This window comes from Chryseobacterium sp. Marseille-Q3244, from assembly GCF_940807095.1.
Lineage (GTDB): Bacteria > Bacteroidota > Bacteroidia > Flavobacteriales > Weeksellaceae > Chryseobacterium.
Genome location: NZ_CALNWX010000001.1, coordinates 119,749 through 140,580, shown reverse-complemented (window position 1 = coordinate 140,580; position 20,832 = coordinate 119,749). Strand labels below are relative to the sequence as shown.

At 36.2% G+C, this 20,832-nt stretch carries 19 protein-coding genes; 7 read left to right on the top strand and 12 right to left on the bottom strand.

Going from position 1 to position 20,832, the window contains the following annotated elements; translation table 11 throughout:
- Positions 1-119 precede the first annotated feature (119 nt).
- From NBX25_RS00605 to NBX25_RS00590, 4 genes are all read left to right on the top strand, one after another.
- The gene (locus NBX25_RS00605; RefSeq protein ID WP_250252316.1) at positions 120-599 is read left to right on the top strand and encodes a DUF1572 domain-containing protein; all 480 of its coding nucleotides are present in this window, start codon (positions 120-122) and stop codon (positions 597-599) included.
- Positions 600-781: 182 nt separating this feature from the next.
- Complete coding sequence (locus tag NBX25_RS00600; RefSeq protein WP_250252313.1) at positions 782-2,620, top strand: M1 family metallopeptidase; 1,839 nt, start codon at positions 782-784, stop codon at positions 2,618-2,620.
- A 103-nt stretch (positions 2,621-2,723) separates the two neighbouring features.
- Positions 2,724-3,482, top strand: coding sequence for a type III pantothenate kinase (locus NBX25_RS00595; protein ID WP_123909373.1), 759 nt, complete (start codon positions 2,724-2,726; stop codon positions 3,480-3,482).
- Positions 3,483-3,542: 60 nt separating this feature from the next.
- Positions 3,543-4,079 (top strand): GNAT family N-acetyltransferase, encoded by a 537-nt coding sequence (locus NBX25_RS00590; RefSeq protein WP_123909372.1) that lies wholly within the window; start codon positions 3,543-3,545, stop codon positions 4,077-4,079.
- A 79-nt stretch (positions 4,080-4,158) separates the two neighbouring features.
- Here NBX25_RS00590 and NBX25_RS00585 read toward each other — a convergent pair whose 3' ends face one another.
- The 12 genes from NBX25_RS00585 to NBX25_RS00530 all read right to left on the bottom strand — a co-directional run bounded on the left by NBX25_RS00585 (position 4,159) and on the right by NBX25_RS00530 (position 16,935).
- Positions 4,159-4,344, bottom strand: a complete 186-nt coding sequence (locus NBX25_RS00585; RefSeq protein WP_250252311.1) for a hypothetical protein — start codon at positions 4,342-4,344, stop codon at positions 4,159-4,161.
- Between the two features lie 52 nt (positions 4,345-4,396).
- Positions 4,397-4,591: a hypothetical protein gene (locus NBX25_RS00580; RefSeq protein ID WP_123858595.1), complete on the bottom strand. Its 195-nt coding sequence runs from the start codon at positions 4,589-4,591 to the stop codon at positions 4,397-4,399.
- Between the two features lie 88 nt (positions 4,592-4,679).
- Positions 4,680-5,111: a nucleoside deaminase gene (locus tag NBX25_RS00575; RefSeq protein ID WP_250252308.1), complete on the bottom strand. Its 432-nt coding sequence runs from the start codon at positions 5,109-5,111 to the stop codon at positions 4,680-4,682.
- A 5-nt stretch (positions 5,112-5,116) separates the two neighbouring features.
- Complete coding sequence (locus NBX25_RS00570) at positions 5,117-5,713, bottom strand: hypothetical protein (RefSeq protein ID WP_228412903.1); 597 nt, start codon at positions 5,711-5,713, stop codon at positions 5,117-5,119.
- Between the two features lie 83 nt (positions 5,714-5,796).
- On the bottom strand, positions 5,797-6,717 hold the full coding sequence (locus tag NBX25_RS00565) for a helix-turn-helix transcriptional regulator (RefSeq protein WP_123909370.1): 921 nt from the start codon (positions 6,715-6,717) through the stop codon (positions 5,797-5,799).
- Between the two features lie 361 nt (positions 6,718-7,078).
- Positions 7,079-7,327: a hypothetical protein gene (locus NBX25_RS00560; RefSeq protein WP_250252306.1), complete on the bottom strand. Its 249-nt coding sequence runs from the start codon at positions 7,325-7,327 to the stop codon at positions 7,079-7,081.
- Positions 7,328-7,452: 125 nt separating this feature from the next.
- A complete protein-coding gene (locus NBX25_RS00555) occupies positions 7,453-8,007 on the bottom strand; it encodes a hypothetical protein (RefSeq protein ID WP_250252304.1) in 555 nt (184 codons plus the stop codon).
- A gap of 4 nt (positions 8,008-8,011) precedes the next feature.
- Entirely contained in the window at positions 8,012-8,695 is a 684-nt protein-coding gene (locus NBX25_RS00550; protein ID WP_250252302.1) for a hypothetical protein, read from the bottom strand.
- 69 nt (positions 8,696-8,764) lie between these two features.
- Positions 8,765-9,352 carry a DUF2589 domain-containing protein gene (locus NBX25_RS00545; protein ID WP_123909367.1) on the bottom strand — a complete coding sequence of 196 codons (588 nt, stop codon included), beginning with the start codon at positions 9,350-9,352 and terminating at the stop codon, positions 8,765-8,767.
- 356 nt (positions 9,353-9,708) lie between these two features.
- Entirely contained in the window at positions 9,709-10,746 is a 1,038-nt protein-coding gene (locus NBX25_RS00540) for a patatin-like phospholipase family protein (RefSeq protein WP_123909366.1), read from the bottom strand.
- A 189-nt stretch (positions 10,747-10,935) separates the two neighbouring features.
- Entirely contained in the window at positions 10,936-11,436 is a 501-nt protein-coding gene (locus NBX25_RS00535) for a M15 family metallopeptidase (protein ID WP_250252299.1), read from the bottom strand.
- Between the two features lie 567 nt (positions 11,437-12,003).
- On the bottom strand, positions 12,004-16,935 hold the full coding sequence (locus NBX25_RS00530) for a PKD domain-containing protein (RefSeq protein ID WP_250252295.1): 4,932 nt from the start codon (positions 16,933-16,935) through the stop codon (positions 12,004-12,006).
- A 701-nt stretch (positions 16,936-17,636) separates the two neighbouring features.
- On the opposite strand from NBX25_RS00530, the gene NBX25_RS00525 reads away from it, so the two are divergent.
- The 3 genes from NBX25_RS00525 (at position 17,637) to NBX25_RS00515 (ending at position 20,830) form a co-directional block, all read left to right on the top strand.
- The gene (locus NBX25_RS00525) at positions 17,637-18,914 is read left to right on the top strand and encodes a Y-family DNA polymerase (RefSeq protein ID WP_250252293.1); all 1,278 of its coding nucleotides are present in this window, start codon (positions 17,637-17,639) and stop codon (positions 18,912-18,914) included.
- Positions 18,915-19,145: 231 nt separating this feature from the next.
- Positions 19,146-20,006, top strand: coding sequence for a complement C1q domain-containing protein (locus NBX25_RS00520; protein ID WP_250252291.1), 861 nt, complete (start codon positions 19,146-19,148; stop codon positions 20,004-20,006).
- An 11-nt stretch (positions 20,007-20,017) separates the two neighbouring features.
- Positions 20,018-20,830 (top strand): complement C1q domain-containing protein, encoded by an 813-nt coding sequence (locus NBX25_RS00515; protein ID WP_250252289.1) that lies wholly within the window; start codon positions 20,018-20,020, stop codon positions 20,828-20,830.
- The last annotated feature ends 2 nt before the right edge of the window (positions 20,831-20,832 follow it).

Below are 20,832 nucleotides of genomic sequence, written 5' to 3'. Positions count from 1 at the left end.
GAGCCTTGTCAAGGTTTTAAACCTTGACAAGGCTAATAGAAATCTGCGTTATCTGCAAAATCTGCGAGAGATTAAAAATCAATATTTTAATTACTTATCTTTAGAAAAACATATTGATCATGAGTTCAGTATTACAATTAGCTAAAAGATTTAGAGAAGTGTTGTTTGATGGTCTCTGGATTGCCAATACCAATTTTAAGAATCAGCTTTCTGATATTACATGGGAGCATGCTGTAATGAAGGTTGGTTCTTTAAATACGATTGCCATGCTCACTTTTCATATTGATTATTATATAGCTGGACTTGTCCATGTTTTTGAAGGAGGAGACCTGGAAATAAAAGATAAATACAGCTTTGATCTTGCGCCCATTGAATCTCAGGAACAATGGGAAAACTTGTTAAATAAACTATGGAGGGATTCTGAAAAGTTTATAGCATTATTAGAAAAAATGCCTGATTCAAAGCTTAATGAAACATTTGTAGATGAAAAATATGGATCATATCAGAGAAATATAGACGGTATGATTGAACATGCTTACTATCATTTGGGACAGGTTACTCTCATAAAAAAACTGTTGAAAGAACAATACATGGAGTAAAGTCCAAAATAATACTCCTAATTATCTATGAAAATCTGTGTAATCTATGATTGAAAAAATAATTTTACTTTTCATTTAACAAGACCAGTAGAAAATCATCTAAAACAGACAAAACCCTCTTGTAACTCCACGTTTGAGGGTTTTATTTTAATTACCTACCTTTAGAAAAAATAAAATTTTAAATGAGAAAATCGGCTGCAATCATTTTTGCGTTTATCATTTCACAATTTCAGGCTCAGCAAGGAGCTTATTATCAGCAGGCTGCGAAGTACAAGATGGATATTGATGTCAATGCTGAAAAATTTACCTATCAGGGAAAACAAACCTTAGAATACACCAATAACTCACCGGATGAGCTGAATGTGGTGTATTTTCACCTGTACTGGAATGCTTTCAAGCCTAATTCCATGATGGATCAGAGAGTGTCTTCCCAAGGGAAAAATGGTGATGGAAGGTTGCAGAAAAATGGAATCTCAACACTGTCTTCCATTCCAAAAGATCAGGAAGGAGCTCAAAATATTCACTGGATCAAACAAAATGGTAAGGATCTGAAATTTGAAGTTCAGGAAACCATTATGAAAGTATATCTGGCAGAGCCTATTCAACCAAACTCTACAACAACTTTTACCATGGATTGGGATGCTGTAATTCCTCAGCAGATCAGAAGAAGTGGAAGAAACAACAGAGAAGGGGTGGATATGACTATGACACAATGGTATCCGAAGATTGCTGAGTACGATTATGATGGCTGGGCAACTTTTGATTACCTGGGAAGAGAATTCCATGCACCGTTTTCAGATTTTGATGTTACGATTAAAATTAATAAAGACTATGTAGTAGGAGCTGGAGGAATTCTTGAAAACCCAACAGAAGTAAAAGGATATGATGCTGCTGCAAAGATCAAAACAGAAAAAGATAAAAAAGCAACCTGGAAATGGACGGCGAAAAACATCCTTGATTTTGCATGGAGTGCAGACAGAGATTATTCTGTGGAAAGCTTTAATGTTCCGGAAGGTCCAAAAGTATATTTAGTCTATCAGAAAAATGATAAAACTAAGGTTTGGGGAGAAGCACAACCCTATATTACCAAGTATTTCCAGATCATGAATTCTCATTTCGGGAAATATGTGTATCCAACTTATGCCTTTATTCAAGGAGGTGACGGTGGAATGGAGTACGGAATGTGTACCATGATTCTTGGTGAGGCTAAAGATATCAAAGGACTGATGGGACTAATGGCTCACGAAGGTTCTCACTCTTGGTATCAGCAAATGCTTGCGACTAACGAATCTGTACGTCCTTGGATGGATGAAGGTTTTACCAGTTATGCAGAAGGATATACCATGTATCAGCTATTTCCCGAAGAGCTTCCGAATCCGTTTGCCAACACTTTGAACGCGTACAGAAACTTTGTTAAAAAAGGAATTGAAGAACCTGCGGTTTGGTTAGGAGATCACCATGATAACGGAACTTCTTACACGTATGCTTCTTACGTAAAAGGAGAATTGTACCTGGTACAGTTAGGATATATTATGGGAGAGCAGAATCTTGCAGAAACTTTAAAACAATATTATGACCAATGGAGTATGAAACACCCGTCAGACAGAGATTTCCTTCATATTGCTCAAAAGGTTTCAGGAATGGATTTAAAATGGTTCCAAAATTATTGGATCAATACTACCAAAACGATCGATTACGGAATTAAGGAGGTAAAGTATGATGCAAAATCTACTACAGTTACCCTTATCAATAACGGTCAGGTTCCGATGCCAATTGATTTCAGTGTAATGACTACGGATAAGAAAATTGTAACTTATCAGATTCCATTGAATATGACGCATACGTGGAAAGAAAAAGATGCTTATGGTGAATTCAAGACAATGCCTTACTGGCCTTGGACTCAGAAAGAATATACCATCACAATCCCTTATACAAAATCTCAATTGTCAGTATTGGGAATTGATTTCAGCCAGAGACTTGCAGATGTGAATATGGCGGATAATATAGTAGAAGTGAAATAAAAAGATCAACATAGAGATAAAAGGAGTATTTGTAAATACTCCTTTTATTTTTTTATAAATTTGGAACTCAAATTTTTTCAAATCATAGCCTGTTTAAATATAAATGAATTCAATTGTAATTAACGTAGGGAACAGCAATATCAGATTCGGCCTTTTTAATGGTGATAATTGTGATATTTCATGGGTAATCAATACAAAACCTTACAGAACAGCAGACGAGCTTTATGTACAGATGCTGATGCTTTATCAGACGTATAAAGTTGACCCAAAAGAAATAGAGAAAGTAATTATAGGATCAGTAGTCCCTCAGCTTACCAAAGTGATGAGTTCGGGAATCAAGAAGATCCACGGAGTCACTCCGGTAATTGTTGATCGTACAACGCCATCAGGAGTGCAGGCGAAGTCTAAGCAGATGGGAACGGATATTTATGCCAATCTTGTAGCGGCTCATAACCTTTACCCGAACAGGAAAAAGATCGTGATTGATTTTGGAACGGCACTTACAGCAAGCTGTGTGGCTGAAACGGGTGAAACGTTGGGCGTAATTATTGCTCCTGGAATTGTAACATCCTTAAATTCTTTAATTAACCAGACTGCTCAGCTTCCGGATATTGAACTTAAAAAGCCTAAATCAGTATTGGGATTAGATACGGTAACCTGCATGCAAAGTGGAATGGTATACGGTTTCCTGGGAATGGTAGAAGGGTTTATTAACCGTATCAATGATGAGGTGAATGATGATTGTTTTGTGGTGGCTACAGGTGGCGTTTCTCATGTGTATAAGCCATTAACGGATAAAATCCATGTAATGGATAGACTCCATACCTTGAAAGGGCTTTATTTCCTTGGTAAAGATCTGTAGATATCATCCATAGATGTTGGACTAAACCTCAACTTTTATTTCAATGTAACCATGAATAAAATGAAAAAATTAAAAGAATTTCCAAGAATAGAAACTGAAAGGCTGATTCTCTCTCAATTGGATGAGAAGGATATCCCTTTTATTGTTGAGTTTCTTAAACATAGAATTTATTCAGATCTCACTTCTAATATTCCTTATCCTTATACGGAAAATGATGCTCAGCTTTGGGTGAAAATGTCCAAAGAGGCTTTTGAAGGTAAGACTGGTTTTACGTTTGGAATTAGAAATAAAGAAGAGGAACTTATAGGTGCTATCGGACTTCATGACAGAGATGATGATAAGGCTGAGCTGGGGTATTGGATAGGAATTCCCTACTGGAATAAAGGATATGTTACAGAAGCAGCGAGGGCTATAGTAGATTTCGGCTTTAATGACTTAGGTTTTAATAAGATTTATGCTACTCATTTCCTTCACAATCCTGCTTCCGGAAAAATCATGGAAAAAATAGGAATGGAGCAGGAGGCTCTTTTAAAACAACATGCCAAAAAAGACGACGAATATTTTGACCTTGCCATGTATTCTATCTTCAAAGATTAATTGGGATACGACCTTATAAAAACAAAAATCAGAGAACATTATATTCTCTGATTTTTTTATGGTTTTCAAAAGGGCCTTTTTAGAGATCTCCTGTACATGAATCACATTCTTTCAATGGATAGATCCATGTGCCACTATCCTCATTAAAAAAAGGTTGAGTTCTGCATCCGATTTTTCTTACCCCACTGTCATCAATATAAAAACATTGATCAGGGCGGATTCCACCATTAATTTTGGCCGTTTCTTTTCTTGCTAATTTTTTCATGTTGTTTTAATTTGAAGGTAAATGGAATTAGTTTAATTGTCTTTATTCATTTTTAAAGATCAGTAACTGTACATGGCTGGCATGCGTATTCAGGATTTGGATAAATCCATCCTCCACAACAGTCTGGAATGGGTCCTAATTGGCATCCAAGTTTTCTCTTGCCTGTATTAGGATCAGTGTAAAAGCATTGTCCCGGTGCGATTCCACCATTGATTTTAGCTGTTTCTTTTCTGGTTAACTTTTTCATATTGTTTTAATTTGAATGTAGATCAAATGTAGGTAATTATTTGATTACTTGTATCTTGTTTTTCAATATGCGGTGACAAAAAAGAAAGTTATCTTTTGCTTTTAAAAAAATCTTTAACAATGGCAGAGCACTCATTTTCCATAATCCCTGTAATGACTTCTGTTTTTGGATGTAGAGAAAGATGTTTATTGATAAAACCCCTCTGTTCATCTCTGGCACCAATAACCACTTTGGAAATCTGTGACCATGATAAGGCTCCTGAGCACATGACACATGGCTCCATGGTAACATAAAGAGTGCAATCCTTTAGATATTTACCTCCTAAGAAATTAGCGGCTGAGGTGATAGCCTGCATTTCTGCATGAGCAGTAACGTCGTTTAATGTTTCAGTGAGGTTGTGTGCTCTTGCAATAACACGGTTGTTGGAAACAACCACACATCCGATAGGAACCTCATCCTGTTCCAAAGCAGCGGCTGCTTCCTGCAGGGCCATTTTCATATAATATTCGTCTGTAAACATCTAATTTAATCAACCATCGTTAAAGTTAAAGGAATCCTGAAACGGAATCTTGCCGGATCACCCTTTACCATTGCGGGAGAAAATTTTTCAGAAATAGAGTAGAGGGCAATTTCAGCTTGTCTGTTGAACGTGAAATTATCACCCTGAGCATGAACATTACTGACGCTTCCATCTTTTTCCACAATAAATATAACATCTGTTTTTACTGTTTTGGAATCGGAATTCACACCATCTACATAAAGAAGATCTGCAACCTCTTGTCTTAGGGTATTGATGCCTCCGGGATAATCTGCCATCTTTTCTACATTCGCAGATTTATCGGTAAAATCCTGAGAGATTCCTTTTGTTGTTTTTAAAGTCTGAAGATCTTCAATATTTCTTACCCTCAACAGTGCTCCAATTAAAGCAGTGTTTTCAATGCTATCCATTTTTTTCATAAAAAAAAGGAAATCTCCTTTGATTGCATCCTTTTTAAGAACATTGGATTCTGCATCAAATTTTTTCTTGAATTCAGTATTCAGCATACCTCTGTGCTGGTTGTAATAATTTTTTACCAACCGGAATTCCTCTTTTTGCTGAGATAAACAAAATGAAGAAATCATACAAAATATGCAAATGAATAAAGTTCTCAATAGGGATATTTATGTAAATATAACTAAAAAATATGAGATTAGTTTACGATCTGTTAACTTTCAAGATAGCGATTTAGGGATTCCTGAAGATGGTTGCGGATATCGTCAACTAAACCTTTCGGTTCTAGCACGGTGACTTCTTTTCCATAGGATAAAATCTCCTGCATGAAATCATAAGTAGGATGAAGGAAAAACTCAAAATAGATCTCTTCCGGAGTTTCTTTAGTCTCTTTTTGTGACTGGTGAAGCGGGAAGCTTCTAATGTATTCTCCCTGATGGCGGCTGCATTTTAATACAATATTCTGCGGCTTTTGTTCTGCCAGATTCATCACACCAAAAGCATTTTTAAAATGCTCTCTGAAGTTATATTTATACTTTTCTCTGAACTGATTTTTAGCCACATCCAGATAATTGATTCTGTCTAGTCCAAACGATTTTAAAATTTTATCCTTAGTGTCAATCGCAATAAGATACCATCTGTCTTTGGATTCTTTTAAAGCCAAAGGATGGACCTTTCGGGAAGTCATCAGTTTATTTTTGTAATTGTAATGTTCAAAAGTGACCACTCTTTTGTTACGGATGGCAAAGAACAAATCATAAAAATGCTCTATGCCGGTTGGTTTACGGCTTTCAAAGAAAATAAAATTTGAAAAATCAGGGTGAAGATTCAAGGCGTTGCTTACCTGGAAAGATTCCAAAAGTTTTTGGTTATACTCATCCACTTCCATGATGGGGCGGCTTTCAATATAATACCGGTTGTCGCCTTTTTTCTTATTGTGAATGGAAAGGTTGAAAAGGTCGGAAATCTCACGAATATCTCTCTGCAAGGTACGGATAGAATAACTTTTGATCCCGGCATCCTGGAATTCAAAAGAATTTAATAGATAGTCTTCCAACTGGGAATAGGTAGCCGGAGAACTTTCTAGTCTTTTAATAATTAAGGCATATCTTGTCAGATAAAAATCTTTCTTCATGGTAAAATTTTGTACCACAAATATATGGGCTTAATGCGACAAAACGTGTCGTGTTTTATTTTTTTGTGATGAAGTTTGAAAAATAATAAGCCACAGAAACCCTGTGGCTTATTCAATATTCTAATATTTATTTTCAGAATAAATTTTAATTTGAAGCTTTACAAGATCGCTTCAGGATCTTAGGCCTTGTTTTATGTGGTCGTAGGCCGAATTTCCACAGGTGTGTTATATTTTCAGACATCGTTCTGGCTGTCCAACATTTGTGAATGGTGATTCAAAGGTGTTGAGAATGTTTAATGAGACTGCTGGGTGCATGATAGAGAGTAATGACGGACAGCATCAGAACTTGTCATATTTTTATTTAAAAGGGATCTTCTTCCAGGATATCTTCATCAAAATCTTGTCTGAAGAAATTTTCAATGTCATTGAGATAGTTTTCATAATCCATCTCTGCATTTTCGATGTCACTCCATTCCACGGTGTAGAGATCTTCATCGAAGAGTATATCTGTATTGTGATTGGATGTTTCCATGTTTTGTATTGTGATTTGGTATTGGTTGTTTTTTGAACATACTTTAGGTTGCTCAGCATAGATCAATGTTGAATTCAAAGGCTTTTTAAAGTTTTTTATTAATTGTTTTTGTGCTCTTGTTTATATTTCAAAGGTAATAGAGGGTGGCGTCAAAACTTGACGTATAAAAAATAACTCAAAAGAATTTTGAGTTATTTTAGTTTTTAAGAAAAATCGTTAATATCTATTTCATCAGCAATAAGCATAATGATATCCATTTCAGAAAGCATTGATTTGAGTTTAATACCTCCTAATTTTAAATCATTATCAGAAAGGATATGGGACCAGACTTTCTGTACAAAATCTTCAAATGTTATTTCTGAAGTATAAAGCGGGCTTGTTGTTTGTGCTGCTAAAGCCAGGATTTGCTTGGTGATATCTCTGCATTCATTCATTTTTGTTTCATGGGGCAGTAACACATTAAGCACACAGTTTTGTGCATCGTGAAGAAGATTTGCGGTAACCTTGAGCTGGTTTTTTTTAGCATTAAAACTTCTTTCATCACTGATTTTACCTGCCAGGATCTTACTTCTGAAACCGGCTATTTCCGAAACTTCACTAATGGTGTTCGTAGAAAGAATGTTCTCTACAGACTTCAGCCATGAAAGCATTTTCTCAACAAAAAAAGGATCTTTTTTCTCCAACAAAGAAACAATAGCTGGAAATTCCAGCAGCTGATCCTTTAACTGGGAAACTAAAATAAACTGTGACTTTTTCATTCTATTATTCAGGGATAAGCGTTTCTATAATATTTCCATTGATATCCTCATATCTCGACCACTCCATTCCTGCTTCACTCACACTCATTTTAGCGAAAATCAGGCATTTGGCATCCAGTTGCATCAATTTGCTTGCCTCTACAATAATCTCCCGGTTATCTATCTTTTCAATAACTCTTCTGGCTTCCAAAACAATCCTGTTGAAAAGGTTTTGCTGTAAAAGCTGGGGATCTGTATTCTTCCATGTAAAATTGGGAAGAGAACGACAGTATTCTACTGTATATTTTGAAATAGGTTCAAAATACTGTATTTGAGTATCGGTGAGCGTCGGTTTGTTTTCAGACTTAATCTTCGTTATATAATCATTATAACTAAACTCCTGATTGGCTAGGAAATTTCTTAAATTCTGATCATTTTTAGTATCAGAAGCATTATAATCCGTTGAGGCAACTTTGGTAATTTCTTCATAAGAAAAATCTCTGAAAAGCAAGATAGGGGAGCTTCCTGCTGTAGCAAAAGGAATAGTAAGGTCTACCGTCCCCACTTTCATTCTTGGAATGGAAAAATGTTTCAATAAATCATCTTTAGCATATTCTTTTGCAATTTGTACAGTCTGTAAGTCTGTCATTTTTCTGGCTGCTGCAATTTCAGAGACAATACCTCCTAAATATTCATTCAATTTTGGCATGATAAGTTTTTTTTAATTGATAAAGATTTTTTAAAAGGATGGCTGCCGGAGCAACCATCCTGAAAATAATTAAGTAGTAGTTACCGGTGCTGCGGAAGCAACAATAGCATCTTCTAACATATCCATAATTTTTGAAAGCCCTGCAGGTAATTCGTCATTTACAGCTTTTACATGTACGCCCAACGTATATGTTTTTTCCGTAGTTGAGGTACTTGAGTTGGTTTTCTTATAAGAAGCTGAAGCATTGAATTTAACTTTCCAGAATTTAGCGCTGATAGAAGCGCTTCCCTGGAATTCACTAGCAATATTCTGAGTTTCCACAGAATTAAGTTTGGCATTAAAATCAATAGTCATTTCATCAATTCTTAAAGCCGGAATTGTCAGCATACAAAGCAATGGGACACTTAATTTTACTTCTGATTTTACTACGCTGTCATTGTTTTCAGCTGTGCTGGGAACTGACTTTGTATAGATAAAATCCACATACTTAAGTTTTTTAGCGCCTCCTTCTGGTGCTCCTTCTTCAAAGCCAACTTCTTTAATGAAATTTACTTGCGACATGGATGCGTCATGCTGAGCCTTGATCGCTGCCTGCATAGGTCCTCCGATGTAAACACTGAAATCTAAACTGTTTAATTCTTGTACTAAATTTGCCATAATTCTAAAAATTTTTAAGGTTATTAATTGGTTAATAATATATAGTAGTGCTAGCAGACTAATATTCAATATTGGGCAATAGATATCCTGTTCAGTATTTGATTAACTGAAGATTATTAAAAATAATAGGGATAATGTAAGTTTGGAATGAGCTTATTTAGCTTTGGTTTCCTTGGTTATTTTGTTTATTTAAAGATCGTTGACTCAAGCGTCAAAACTTGTCGTGTTATAATTTCTTTTCATTTTTATTTCATTTTTGATAAATATTATAAACTGACAAGGTCAAGTGTTTTAATTCAGTGAGAATTTTAATATAAGCTTAAAAGCTTATTTAAGTTCAATATAAGCTTTTAAGCTTATATTTTGTTTCTGATGAGCTTTTGGACAATCTGGTTCAGGACTTCTCTGTTATCATCAATATAGCTTAGTCCGGCTTGTATCAGGTTTTCAATATTAGACCGTCTTACGTTATCCATGGCTGGAGAAGCGTTTTTCAATGAGGGATTCAAACGGTAATAGTTTTTCTGGTTTCTCAGCCCCAAGGTCTGGAACATTTGAGAAAGCTGATAATCTACGGTTTCTGCATTGGCAGACATTAAAATATCAATAATGGGATTTACCCAGCCAATTTTTCCTGCCTTTTCGAGTTTATGAAAAGAATAAGGCCTCGCTTCAATTCCGGTTCCGATAGATATGATAATCATATCATTTACTCCGGGATGATTGGCTTTCTGATGATTTTTCAAAACTTCTGCAAAGGGAATTTTTCTGGCCTCTGCATAAGCACAAAGAGCAGGATTATTCGCAAACATACCGCCGTCAATCAGGCTGAAGATTTGCCCATACATTGATTTGATCTGTACCGGGCTGAAATAGGTAGGTGCTGCGGATGTTGCCCTGCAAACATCTTTTACATAAAAATTATCTGTACTGAGATGAGCTTCACAGGAATTGAAAAGTTTCGCTCTTCTGTTCTCTATATCATAACTTGTTATTAAACATGGCTTTATTAATTCCTTTAATTCTAAATTTCCAAAAAAGTCATTCAGGTTTTTTTCAAGAGCTTCCTGAGAAATTCTTTCATTCAATAATCCAAATGGATTAACCAGCTTTTCCCAAAAGGAAACCTGGAAGATATCACCGCCCTTTTCAGCATATAATTCCAATCCCTTTTGGATAGAATATTTTGCTTTACGGACTTCATCAGGACATAGAATAATAGAAGCAATCAGTCCTCCTGTGCTGCTGCCAGCCACCAGATCAAAATAATCCCCAAGCTTAGCACTTGGTTTATCATAATACTGGAGCTGTTCTTCTATGTAACGCAGAATAATACAGGTAATAATTCCCCTTATTCCGCCTCCGTCCAAAGAAAGAATGGTTGTCTTTTTCATGTTATTTTGTTAATTATTTTTTAAGAATACATTGCAATATGATCTTGTGGAATTGGTAATTTTGGGTCAGAAAAACAGTGAAACTCCATGTTCAGATCTTGTTGCTTTTAGTGGCTTTCTTGTAAAACAAAGGTAGGGCGGGGAAGCGACAGAACTTGACGTATTTAAATTAATTTTAAAGAAAAAAAATTAAAAAACAACATAATTTTGTTGATCTCTAGACATCTTCAAAAGCTTTCTCCAACTGGTTTTTACAGGTCCTTTCTTCGATGGAATTGTCTTTTTTTCAAAGCGGGGGAGATCTTTAAAAGTTTTCCAGTTTCCACCCCAATCCCAGCCATGTTTTGCAAAGATTTTTACACATTCATACCAGTCTGCAACCTTATCATTATCCCAGTCTTTTACAGTGTCCCAACTGGCCGTTTTTCCGTCGATCATCAGGCAGATATCTACAGCAAGACCATAATTGTGGATACTCTGACCTGCTTTGGCATTCGTTACCTTTTTTCCGGATGTTATTCTTCCGATGGCATAAAGCTTTTCCTGTTCTTCAAAAGATCTTAATCCTTGGGTAATTCTTATCTTAGCTCTGCCGGTAAGCGCTTCATCACATTCTTTAATCATTTGCTTTACTTCATCTCTTACAAATGGGTGAAGTTTCTGAATTCTCTCTAATGTTACTTTATCCATAAATCTATATCGTTTGAGGCAAAAGTAGGAGTGGGAAGCGACAAAAACTGACGTGTTTTAATTAAAAATTCCAAGTAAATGGAAGAAATTATAAAATGTTGAGAATGAATTTGAACTATTAAGACCCGAACTAAGCAATAAGGGGAATTAAAAATCTGCAAGCGGATTAAAGAGTATAATGTTAAGGATCATTAAGTGTATAAATTATACTTCTAAGATTTTTCTTTTAAGATATTATTTTCAAAATCTTCAGACCGTTGTCTATATTGCTTTTTTCTATCGCCTAGAATTTTGATTGAAGAGTATGTAAATGGATATCACTGCTAGATAATAGTAAATTTATGAGCATAAAAATTATAGTATCGGAGATAAGCTTAACCTAAGGAGGAGCTTGTGGGGTTATTATTTTTAATGCTTTCCAGAACAATAAATACAGTCTAAAATTGACTGCCTGTGTCTTATGAGTTTTTTAAAGAAATAAACCAAAGCCCAAAAATGATTTTCATGTATTTTTTTATTAAGAAACGTCAAAATAAAATAGGCTGCCATAAAAGGCAGCCTATCTTCTTAGTTTTTGATTATTTTTTTGACTTTTATTGTATTAGTATCTGTTATTATTTTTATTACATATTGTCCTTTAACTAAATCATTGGTCTGAATGGTTTTTTCTTTGAGACTTCCCTGTTTAATTAATTTTCCAGAGACATCATACAATTCATACGATTTTAAATTTTCTCCTTTTATGGTAAAGAAGCCGTTAAATGGATTTGGATAAACATCAATCACAGTGTTTGTTTCAACATCTGCAGTTTTTTGCAGCCTGTTTTTTGCAATTGAATCGTTTTTATTAGGCTTTCCTGTATTAGACGCTGTCCCCAATACCTGCCCAAATCTTGAGTCTTCTTTCACACATCGTACATTCATAGCATTCATTGGATGATTGATGTTTGCATCATTCATTGTCGTTAGCTTGGATGAAGTAATACTGTTTGTTGAAAAAGCCAGATTATATGCCGTTCCGTAGCCATTCGCTGATCGCAGTCCGGCAGTCCATACTCCGGAGATGCCTAATTTCATTGAAGCTGAGATGGCTTCCGTGTCTCTAAAGCCTCTGATTCCTGTTACAGGATAATTTCCAATCGTATATTTTGAATTAGAATTATCTGCATCATTGGAAATGCCAAACTGATATCCATATACAGTATTGGTATTCTTAACGGTATTGCCCAAATAAAAAGGAACGCCTCCATTATAAATATCTGATGTATTTTTAATATCGTAACCTATTTCCTGACTGATTCCCATACTATGAATTCTAAACGGATCTACAGAGGCATTGGGCTTATAAAACCCATTATACCATGGTGAGCTTCCTTTATTGTCTTCAATAGGAGGGTAATTCTTAGAATCTTTCGTATGAGGATGCTCAGGGTCAGTATCTGGTACTGTAAAAGTAATATCCGGAACTCTCCATCCTCCAGGACAAGGATCAAACGCAGATTTTGCAGTAGCATGCCCCCATCTGTCCATCATTTGATTAGGAGTTGAATATAGCCAGTCTTGTCCGTAAAAACTATTCAGGGCTGATCTATTTGTATATTTTGCATTTGGAATCATAAAAGCCAATGGGTTTTCTACAGAATATTTTAAATTATTCATAATGTTTTCAGCCTTGGTAATTCCAATTGTTCCGTAATCAATACTTCTTCGCTTAACGTAGCTGTTCTCGTAAGCATTTCCTGTAAGTTCAGTAAATGATGAAGGGTAAATGTTTCCGTTGGCATCAGGTCCGGATGAGGTCCAGATACTGTATTCCCCTGTTTTTACCGCTCGATTGGAAACCATAATTACTCCTGGTGTGATAAAACTAGGTATCGGGTCTTTTCTACCCCATTGATATTGCATTCCACCAGAGTTATTGATTAAAGGAAGCTCATTGGTATTATCAATAGATTCCGGAGCAGCAACATCGGGAAATGCATCTACAGCACCGAGGTTTCTATCCATGAATATATTTTTCATCGGTTGAGCACCAGAGTTTGTGAAATTCACATAATTTGCTGTAGGCGGTAACAATACATCTTCTGTCTGGTAAGCCACTTCATCTACCATGGTATTCGTTACCCAGATATGCCAGCTCCAGTAAGCAGGACTGGAAACGGATCCGTTATGCAATGAAACCACGGCATTCCCTGTGGCATTTGGGGCAACCTTCACAGAAATATAGGCGTCTTTTATATTGTCTCTGCTTGTGGGAGCATTAACAACTTTGATATTTGAAATCAAAGATTTACTATCTGACCAGTATACATTTACTTTTAGATTGTTAAAGTTAAGCATTCCGTGATCCGATAAATATTGATTATACACAGAAAATGCCTTGCTGATCGGGATCTTTATTTCTTTTTCAACATTTGTCCTGGTTATTAAATAACTGTTAGGGTCTTTAATGCCTTCGGTATAATTAACCATAGTCTCATTGGTGAAAAATTGAGTTGGGAAGTCATATTCCTTTACATATTTATCCTCTATACAACGGCAGGCCATTGCTCCGTCCGGAGAAGTATTTTCATATGGATTAAGGTAGTAGCGACCAAACATATTGGGGTATAAGGCCGGATCAGGTTTTGCAGGTTTTGATTGGCTCCCAAACTGCCCTGCATCTCCATAAGCGTAAAAGTAATATTCATAAGGTTTCTTATCATTTTCTAAAAGGGCAGAAAGTGATGCTGAATGAATACTGATTTCATGTAAATCCTGATGATAAAACAGCCCTTTTTCTGTAACATATTTCCCATTCCCCGGATAGATTCCCATGTTTCTTGGAAAGCTTCCTGCATAGGTATTGGTAAAGTCCATCCCTAAATTGGCATAAATTTTTACTCCCTTTAAAACAGTATTCTCTGTAGTAGGTTTTATATCAAAAAAAGCTTTCTCATCACCTTTGCCACCTCGGTTTCTACCCCAGGGAGAGAATGTATTGCTACTGTTTATAGCAGCAGCATTATTAATAAATGATGGTATCCTCCAGTTATTTGGGCAAGGATCATAGGCTGTCTTAGGTTTGTAAGTATTTATAGTTCCGCCAGATGTGTTAGAAGCATTCTGAGAGTTATCCCCCCAAAGATCTGCTTTTTTCCTGGATACATTATCGGTCCCGATACTTTGTACAAACCATGCGTCTCCTGATACAGCATTCATAAAGATAAGATCCAGCGGATTGTTGACTGAATACTTAATATTACTGTTAATATCATTATAAGGTCTTTGGATGCTTGTTATGTTTTCCGTAGCACCATTTCCGGTATAATCATATAGATGTTTTTTTACTCCAACAGTTCCGCTTATTTCATATTTTGCACTGTCTTTATAGTCAAAAGAAGGAAAAGGGTCTTTTCTTCCCCACTGGTAAGAAAGTCCTCCCGATTTATTCCAGTCATAACCTATAAAATCACGGTTTGTAGCGCCAAGATTTCTGTCCATCCATTTTGGAGTAAAGGTTTTGGTGACTCCGTTTTCCACATATCTTGCTCTTTCCTGGCCTGCTGGTGTATTACTCTCTACTACATGTCCGTAAGTTACTCCGTTTGAAGGATCATCTGTAACCCAGATATGCCAGCTCCAGACAATTTTGTTGTTAATCTTTAATGCAACTACGGCGTTTCCTTTGCCTTTTGCTTTGTCTATTTCTACTTTGATATTTGCATCTTCTCCTGAACCTTCTATTGCAAGATTATAATTGGTAGAACGAATCAAGCCTGCTACATCTTCCCAATATACTTCTGCCGTTTGAGAGCCGTCAAGTACCGTAGCATCATTTAATAATCCATTTTGATCCTTCCATGTTGCATAGGCTTTTTTTACCGGAATGTATAATCCATTATTTTTTTGACTAGGGTCAAAAATGTAGCTGTTAGGCGCTTTTGTCCAATCTCTGCAATCTTTGGCTTCAATAGCTGCACTGGCCACAGCGGTACATCCATTGCTATTTTTAACGGTGACCTGATAGATACCTGCTTGTAAACCACTCTTCGTATTGGATGTTTGATAGGTTTGGCCGCCATCAAAGCTATACTCTACTCCCGAAGCAGGTGAACTTACCGTAATGCTTCCTGTATTGACCGTACATGTAGGCTGAGTAACTGTAAATGCTGGTGCTGCAGGAACAGCAGGCGCGGTATTTATAGTGACAATCGTTGCTTCTGAAACCGAACCTCCTGTACTTTTTACCTTTACCCGATAGTCGCCAGAAGATAATCCTGAAATTGTATTGGATGGCTGGAATGTATTTCCATTATCAAAACTGTAAGTAACTCCTGAAGATGGAGAGGTCACCGTTATAGATCCTGATGGAACATTACAATCAGGTTGTGTCACGGAAACAACTGGTGCATCGATTTGAGTAGTCTGAATATAATTATCAATTTTTAAAGAAGAGATCAGATTATTGTCATAATCTACACTTAATTCCGCGTAATGATTCCCTGTTGTAGAAAACGCTACCGTAGGATTACTTTGAGTTGAGGTAAGTATATTGCTTCCATCCTCGAATTTCCACAAAGTTGATGTGGGTGTGCCCTGTGAAAGGTTTGTAAATTGTACAGTACTTCCTACAAAAGTGGAAGTGGGTGATGCCGAAAATTCTGCAATGGGTGAAAAGGTAAACCCTTGTCCGAAATTCACATTGGCATTCACATCTATAGCTTGTCTTTGTGCTGTTGAATTCGTAAATGCTTTTACTTTGATATAATATCTTCCCGGAGCTACAGGATAATTAACAACTTCAGGACTTCTGGAATTGAGCCAGCCCTTCGCTCCATCCCTCATTAAGGTAGTAAGCGTTATTTCTGTTTCTGTTTCCGTTCCATCAGAATTTTTTTTGACTAGATAGGTCCAGTTTCTAACAAAAGATAATGATCTTAAGTTTAAAACAGCAGTAGTGACTTCCTCTGGAACCTCAAACTCTTTACTTGCATAATAATGAAATCCTGTAATTGCATTATTTCCGGTGATCCATCTTGAAATTCCTGCGACACCTCCTGTTGATGCAGAAGCCCAACCAGCAGCTGTTGCTGCATAACGTGTAATAGGTGTACTGATGATTTGATTGGGATCTGTATAGGTCCAGTCTGAATCCGGAACTCCTGTGTCATCCATTAAGGTTCCGTCATCATTTCTTCCGGAACTTAAGTCAATAATATTTCCTGCTGAAACTTTAACGGTTCTTACAGAAACTGAACTTCCAGCAGAATTGGTAATGGTAAGTTTAGCGGTATAAACTCCAGCTGTAGCATATGATACATTGGGATTTGAAATGGTAGAAGTAGAAGGACTTCCTCCGGTAAACTCCCATGAAAATGAGGTCGGATTACCATTGCTAGTGCTTGAAAAATTAACTGTATTCCCCCCTGAGGGTACTGCAGTAAATCTGGATAATGGACTTTGGGCGTAGATATGCCCTATCAACATTAATCCAAAAAGGAAAATAATTTTTTTCATGTGGTTTTTTTTTGATTATGAATATTTCTATGAAAGAAATAGTTGTGCTTAAAAAGTATTTAAGTCCTTGCCTTATTTTTTTAGGTGGTTTCTGGCAGAGATATCCACCTTATGTTTTTAAATCTATTTGCATTTTTTGTGTTTTTTTTATCCCAAAGAGAAAGTCAATATCTCTTAAGGAACTGTTTTGATTTTCAAAGGTAAATAAAAAAATATTTCTATTAAATGTGAATTAAATTGATAACATACATTGTTTTTCCATTTTTTGTTGTTTTCCAAATGATTGTTTTCACTCCAATAATGAGACAGGTATCACTAGCAAGAAGTTTTTCTATTTATCTTTGAAGATAGGGTCCTTGGGTAATATTAAAAAGTACAACCCATAACAAAGGATTTAATATTTGGGAGATTTTGTATTTATCCTGAATGGAGTTATATTTCTGATTAGTGGTTTTGAGATTCCTAAGAGTGTAAGGGAGGTATTCAGGAGAAACGCTTTTAAGAATGATAATAAAAATCATCCTCATTCAAAGAGGAAAATAAATATTTTTGAAAACAAAATTAGGATGTTAATGCGACAAAATATGTCGTATTTAAAAATAATATTTATTTGTTTTTCAATGTGTTAAATATGATGTTAATTAATGGCAAAAAAGTGATTTTATTCTTGAAAAAGAATAATTTTGTGTAGATAATTCACAATGGTCATGTATGCGTTGGTAGATTGCAATAACTTTTTTGTTTCCTGTGAAAGGACTCTGAACCCTTCCCTTGAAGGCAAACCCGTTGTGGTTCTCTCTAACAACGATGGATGTGTAGTGTCTCGAAGTAAGGAGGCAAAAGACCTTGGAATTCCTATGGCAGCGCCTGCATTCAAATACAAAGAACTTTTCAACCAACATGATGTAAAAAGTTTTTCTGCAAAATTTGAACTCTATAATTATAAAAGTCAACAGGTAATCAATATAGCCCGTTCTTATGTTTTAGAGTATGAAGTTTATAGTATCGACGAGCTTTTTCTAGATCTTACAGGCTTTAAATATATTGACATTCACGAGTATTGTTCTAAAATCAAAACAGAAATTCAGGAGAAAGAAAATATTCCTGTCAGCATAGGAATTGCGCCCAGTAAAACTTTATGTAAAGTGGCTAATAGAATTGTGAAAGAATTTCCGGAGCAATGTAAGGGAGTTTATATTATGGATACTCCTGAGAAAATAGAGAAGGCATTGAAATGGCTGAATATAGGAGACGTTTGGGGAATAGGGAGAAAGCTGGCTGCTAAAATGAATGATAATGGTGTTTATAAAGCCTGGGACCTTCTTCAGAAACCTGAAATGTGGGTTCGGAAAATTATGGGAATTCATGGGGTAAGGATGATTCATGAATTAAGAGGAATTCGTCAATTGGAACTGGATGCTCCATCTCCTAAAAAATCAATTGCTGTTACCAGAAGCTTTATGCAAATGCTTACCGATAAAGAATCCGTTAGGGAACGCGTAGAAACCTTTGGAATGTACTGTTCAGAAAGATTGAGAAAGCAAAATACCTGCTGTAAAATGATTACTGTTTTCGTACAAACAAATCGTTTTAGAAAGGACCTTCCTGAATACAGAAATGCTATGACCCAAATTCTTCCCAATCCAACCAATTCATCTATATTGATTGGAAGGGTCGTCAATGAGCTTTTTGAAGCCGTTTACAGAGACGGATTTCATTATAAAAGGGCAGGGGTGATGGTAAATGACTTTGTTCCTGAAGATCAGAGACAGATCAGCCTTTTTGAAGAAGATACACAAAATCAACATCTTCCTGTAATGAAGGCGATGGATGCCATGAACCGGAAATTCGGAAAGGATAAAGTACGTTTGGGAAGCATGAGCGGTGAAAATACTTTTGGCCGTGCCCAGCTATCTCCGGAGTATGAAGCTTTCTTAAAAAAGAATACGCTGCCGGAAGCTAATTTTAGGTTTCATTGATACTGGAAAAATTGAGATAAAAGAGATTCGTTGTTTTAAAAAATTCCATAAAAAATTAAATTTTCATTTAAAAAAATATTAAAATTCCGTATTTTGATATTGTAAAACAATTGTGTATCCGTTACATTTTCAGTGTTTTATGGTTTGTTTCGCACAGTGTCTGTTGTGTGGAATTTGTTTTTGAGTCTATCTTTGGTGGAGAATTATACTCGTTTTAAAATCACAAATTACATGAAGAACTTAATTATTTTGAGGAAATGGATATTCATTGCCGGATGTCTTTTTATACATTCCTTGGGAGCACAGGTTGGTATTAATACCTCCAATCCCCAAACCATTTTCCATATAGATGGAGCTAGAGATAATCCGGCATCCGGAACTCCTTCTTCTGCACAAGCCTCCAATGATGTAGCAGTTACTTCTTTGGGAGAAATAGGAATCGGTATTCTGTCCCCGGTTGTAAAGATTGATACAAGGTCTGCCAGTAATACTGACAATTCGATTGGGGTGGGAGAGACTTCCCAGACTGCGTCTGCGGCAGGAAGTGGGGCAATAAGATATAACCCGTTAAATGGAGGGAAGATGCAGTATTCTGATGGAATAGTATGGCAGGATCTTATTTCTTCACCCACTAAGGCTGTAATCGTGGCGAATATTCAGGCAGCCAACTTTGCAATTAAAATTCCTTATCAGATTTCTACGGGTATTTCCGGTTGGAATGAAATCTCCGATTCTACAGTCAGCTTTAATCCGGGGACAGGAGTTTTTACTGCTCCACGAACCGGGGTATATCTGGTCTCTTTTACTTATGATTTTGTGAGAATTCCTATTGTATCCGGTTATTTTTCTGAGGCCAGGTATGTAGTAAACGGAAGCAATATCGTAAAAAAATGTGTGAAATCTTTTTCCAACATCTCAAAACAGGCACAGGTTGCAGGTTCATGCGTTGCAGGAGTTCAACTTAATAAAGGAGATACCTTCCAGCCACAGATCTATCAGTCTGTTTATAATGGCAGTTTGAGTTTACGTACAGATATTTCTTCTGCAAGTAATGACTATGGCTTTGTAAATCTTTCAATTTTAGAACAATAACACATTTGAATATGAAAAAACAATTAATACTAGCCTTGCTCATGTGCGGAAGTGTATGGATGAGTGCTCAGGTAGGAATTAATATGTCTACTCCTGAGAGGATATTACATGTGGATGGTCTGAAAAATACTTCAGCTTCCACCCTTTCCAGCTATTATGATGATGTAGTGATCACCTCTTCCGGAAATATGGGAGTGGGAACGAAAACTCCCAAAACGAGATTGGATCTAAGATCTGGAGAGCGATTAAATGCTATGGGGATCGGAGGAACTGTGCAGACAGCTGCTACTGCTAAAGCTGGTGCGCTGAGGTATAACTCAGGGACGCAGGATCTTAGCTACTCTAATGGGACTTCCTGGATCTCTCTGGCCCATAAAACATCCAATGATTTTGTAGATGCCGAAAATTCTTCTGCACAGAATTTTACTGATGGAGTACCATCTGCAATCACGGGTTGGACAGAGAGAACAGATGTTAACGATAGTTTTAATGCATCTACAGGAATTTTTACAGCTTCAAAAACAGGAGTATACGTCGTTTCTTTTAGCATTTCATTGGCTTCAGGAAATATTGGCAATGATTCCCGGTATGAAACACTTATTCAGACGAACTCCGTTTCTTCTTCAACGAATAAAGTGTTCAAATGTGTAGGGAGCTATCCGGGAAATAATACGATTGAAAACCGTGTGGCCGGAAATTGTTCAGGAATATTTAATTTAAATCAAGGAGACAATATTACCGTGAGCCTGAACCAGAAGCTGGGAAGTTCAAAGACTTTAGATACAGATGCAACCCTTACCTCTTTAAGTATTTTCGGATTATAAAA

Bases quoted from the DNA above. Each gene is read 5' to 3' on its own strand.
- NBX25_RS00570 (WP_228412903.1), bottom strand. From the start codon at position 5,713: ATGATTTCTTCATTTTGTTTATCTCAGCAAAAAGAGGAATTCCGGTTG.
- NBX25_RS00545 (WP_123909367.1), bottom strand. From the start codon at position 9,352: ATGGCAAATTTAGTACAAGAATTAAACAGTTTAGATTTCAGTGTTTAC.
- NBX25_RS00530 (WP_250252295.1), bottom strand. From the start codon at position 16,935: ATGAAAAAAATTATTTTCCTTTTTGGATTAATGTTGATAGGGCATATC.
- NBX25_RS00600 (WP_250252313.1), top strand. From the start codon at position 782: ATGAGAAAATCGGCTGCAATCATTTTTGCGTTTATCATTTCACAATTT.
- NBX25_RS00595 (WP_123909373.1), top strand. From the start codon at position 2,724: ATGAATTCAATTGTAATTAACGTAGGGAACAGCAATATCAGATTCGGC.
- NBX25_RS00575 (WP_250252308.1), bottom strand. From the start codon at position 5,111: ATGTTTACAGACGAATATTATATGAAAATGGCCCTGCAGGAAGCAGCC.
- NBX25_RS00605 (WP_250252316.1), top strand. From the start codon at position 120: ATGAGTTCAGTATTACAATTAGCTAAAAGATTTAGAGAAGTGTTGTTT.
- NBX25_RS00590 (WP_123909372.1), top strand. From the start codon at position 3,543: ATGAAAAAATTAAAAGAATTTCCAAGAATAGAAACTGAAAGGCTGATT.
- NBX25_RS00580 (WP_123858595.1), bottom strand. From the start codon at position 4,591: ATGAAAAAGTTAACCAGAAAAGAAACAGCTAAAATCAATGGTGGAATC.
- NBX25_RS00525 (WP_250252293.1), top strand. From the start codon at position 17,637: ATGGTCATGTATGCGTTGGTAGATTGCAATAACTTTTTTGTTTCCTGT.
- NBX25_RS00565 (WP_123909370.1), bottom strand. From the start codon at position 6,717: ATGAAGAAAGATTTTTATCTGACAAGATATGCCTTAATTATTAAAAGA.
- NBX25_RS00535 (WP_250252299.1), bottom strand. From the start codon at position 11,436: ATGGATAAAGTAACATTAGAGAGAATTCAGAAACTTCACCCATTTGTA.
- NBX25_RS00555 (WP_250252304.1), bottom strand. From the start codon at position 8,007: ATGAAAAAGTCACAGTTTATTTTAGTTTCCCAGTTAAAGGATCAGCTG.
- NBX25_RS00550 (WP_250252302.1), bottom strand. From the start codon at position 8,695: ATGCCAAAATTGAATGAATATTTAGGAGGTATTGTCTCTGAAATTGCA.
- NBX25_RS00515 (WP_250252289.1), top strand. From the start codon at position 20,018: ATGAAAAAACAATTAATACTAGCCTTGCTCATGTGCGGAAGTGTATGG.
- NBX25_RS00540 (WP_123909366.1), bottom strand. From the start codon at position 10,746: ATGAAAAAGACAACCATTCTTTCTTTGGACGGAGGCGGAATAAGGGGA.
- NBX25_RS00585 (WP_250252311.1), bottom strand. From the start codon at position 4,344: ATGAAAAAATTAGCAAGAAAAGAAACGGCCAAAATTAATGGTGGAATC.
- NBX25_RS00520 (WP_250252291.1), top strand. From the start codon at position 19,146: ATGAAGAACTTAATTATTTTGAGGAAATGGATATTCATTGCCGGATGT.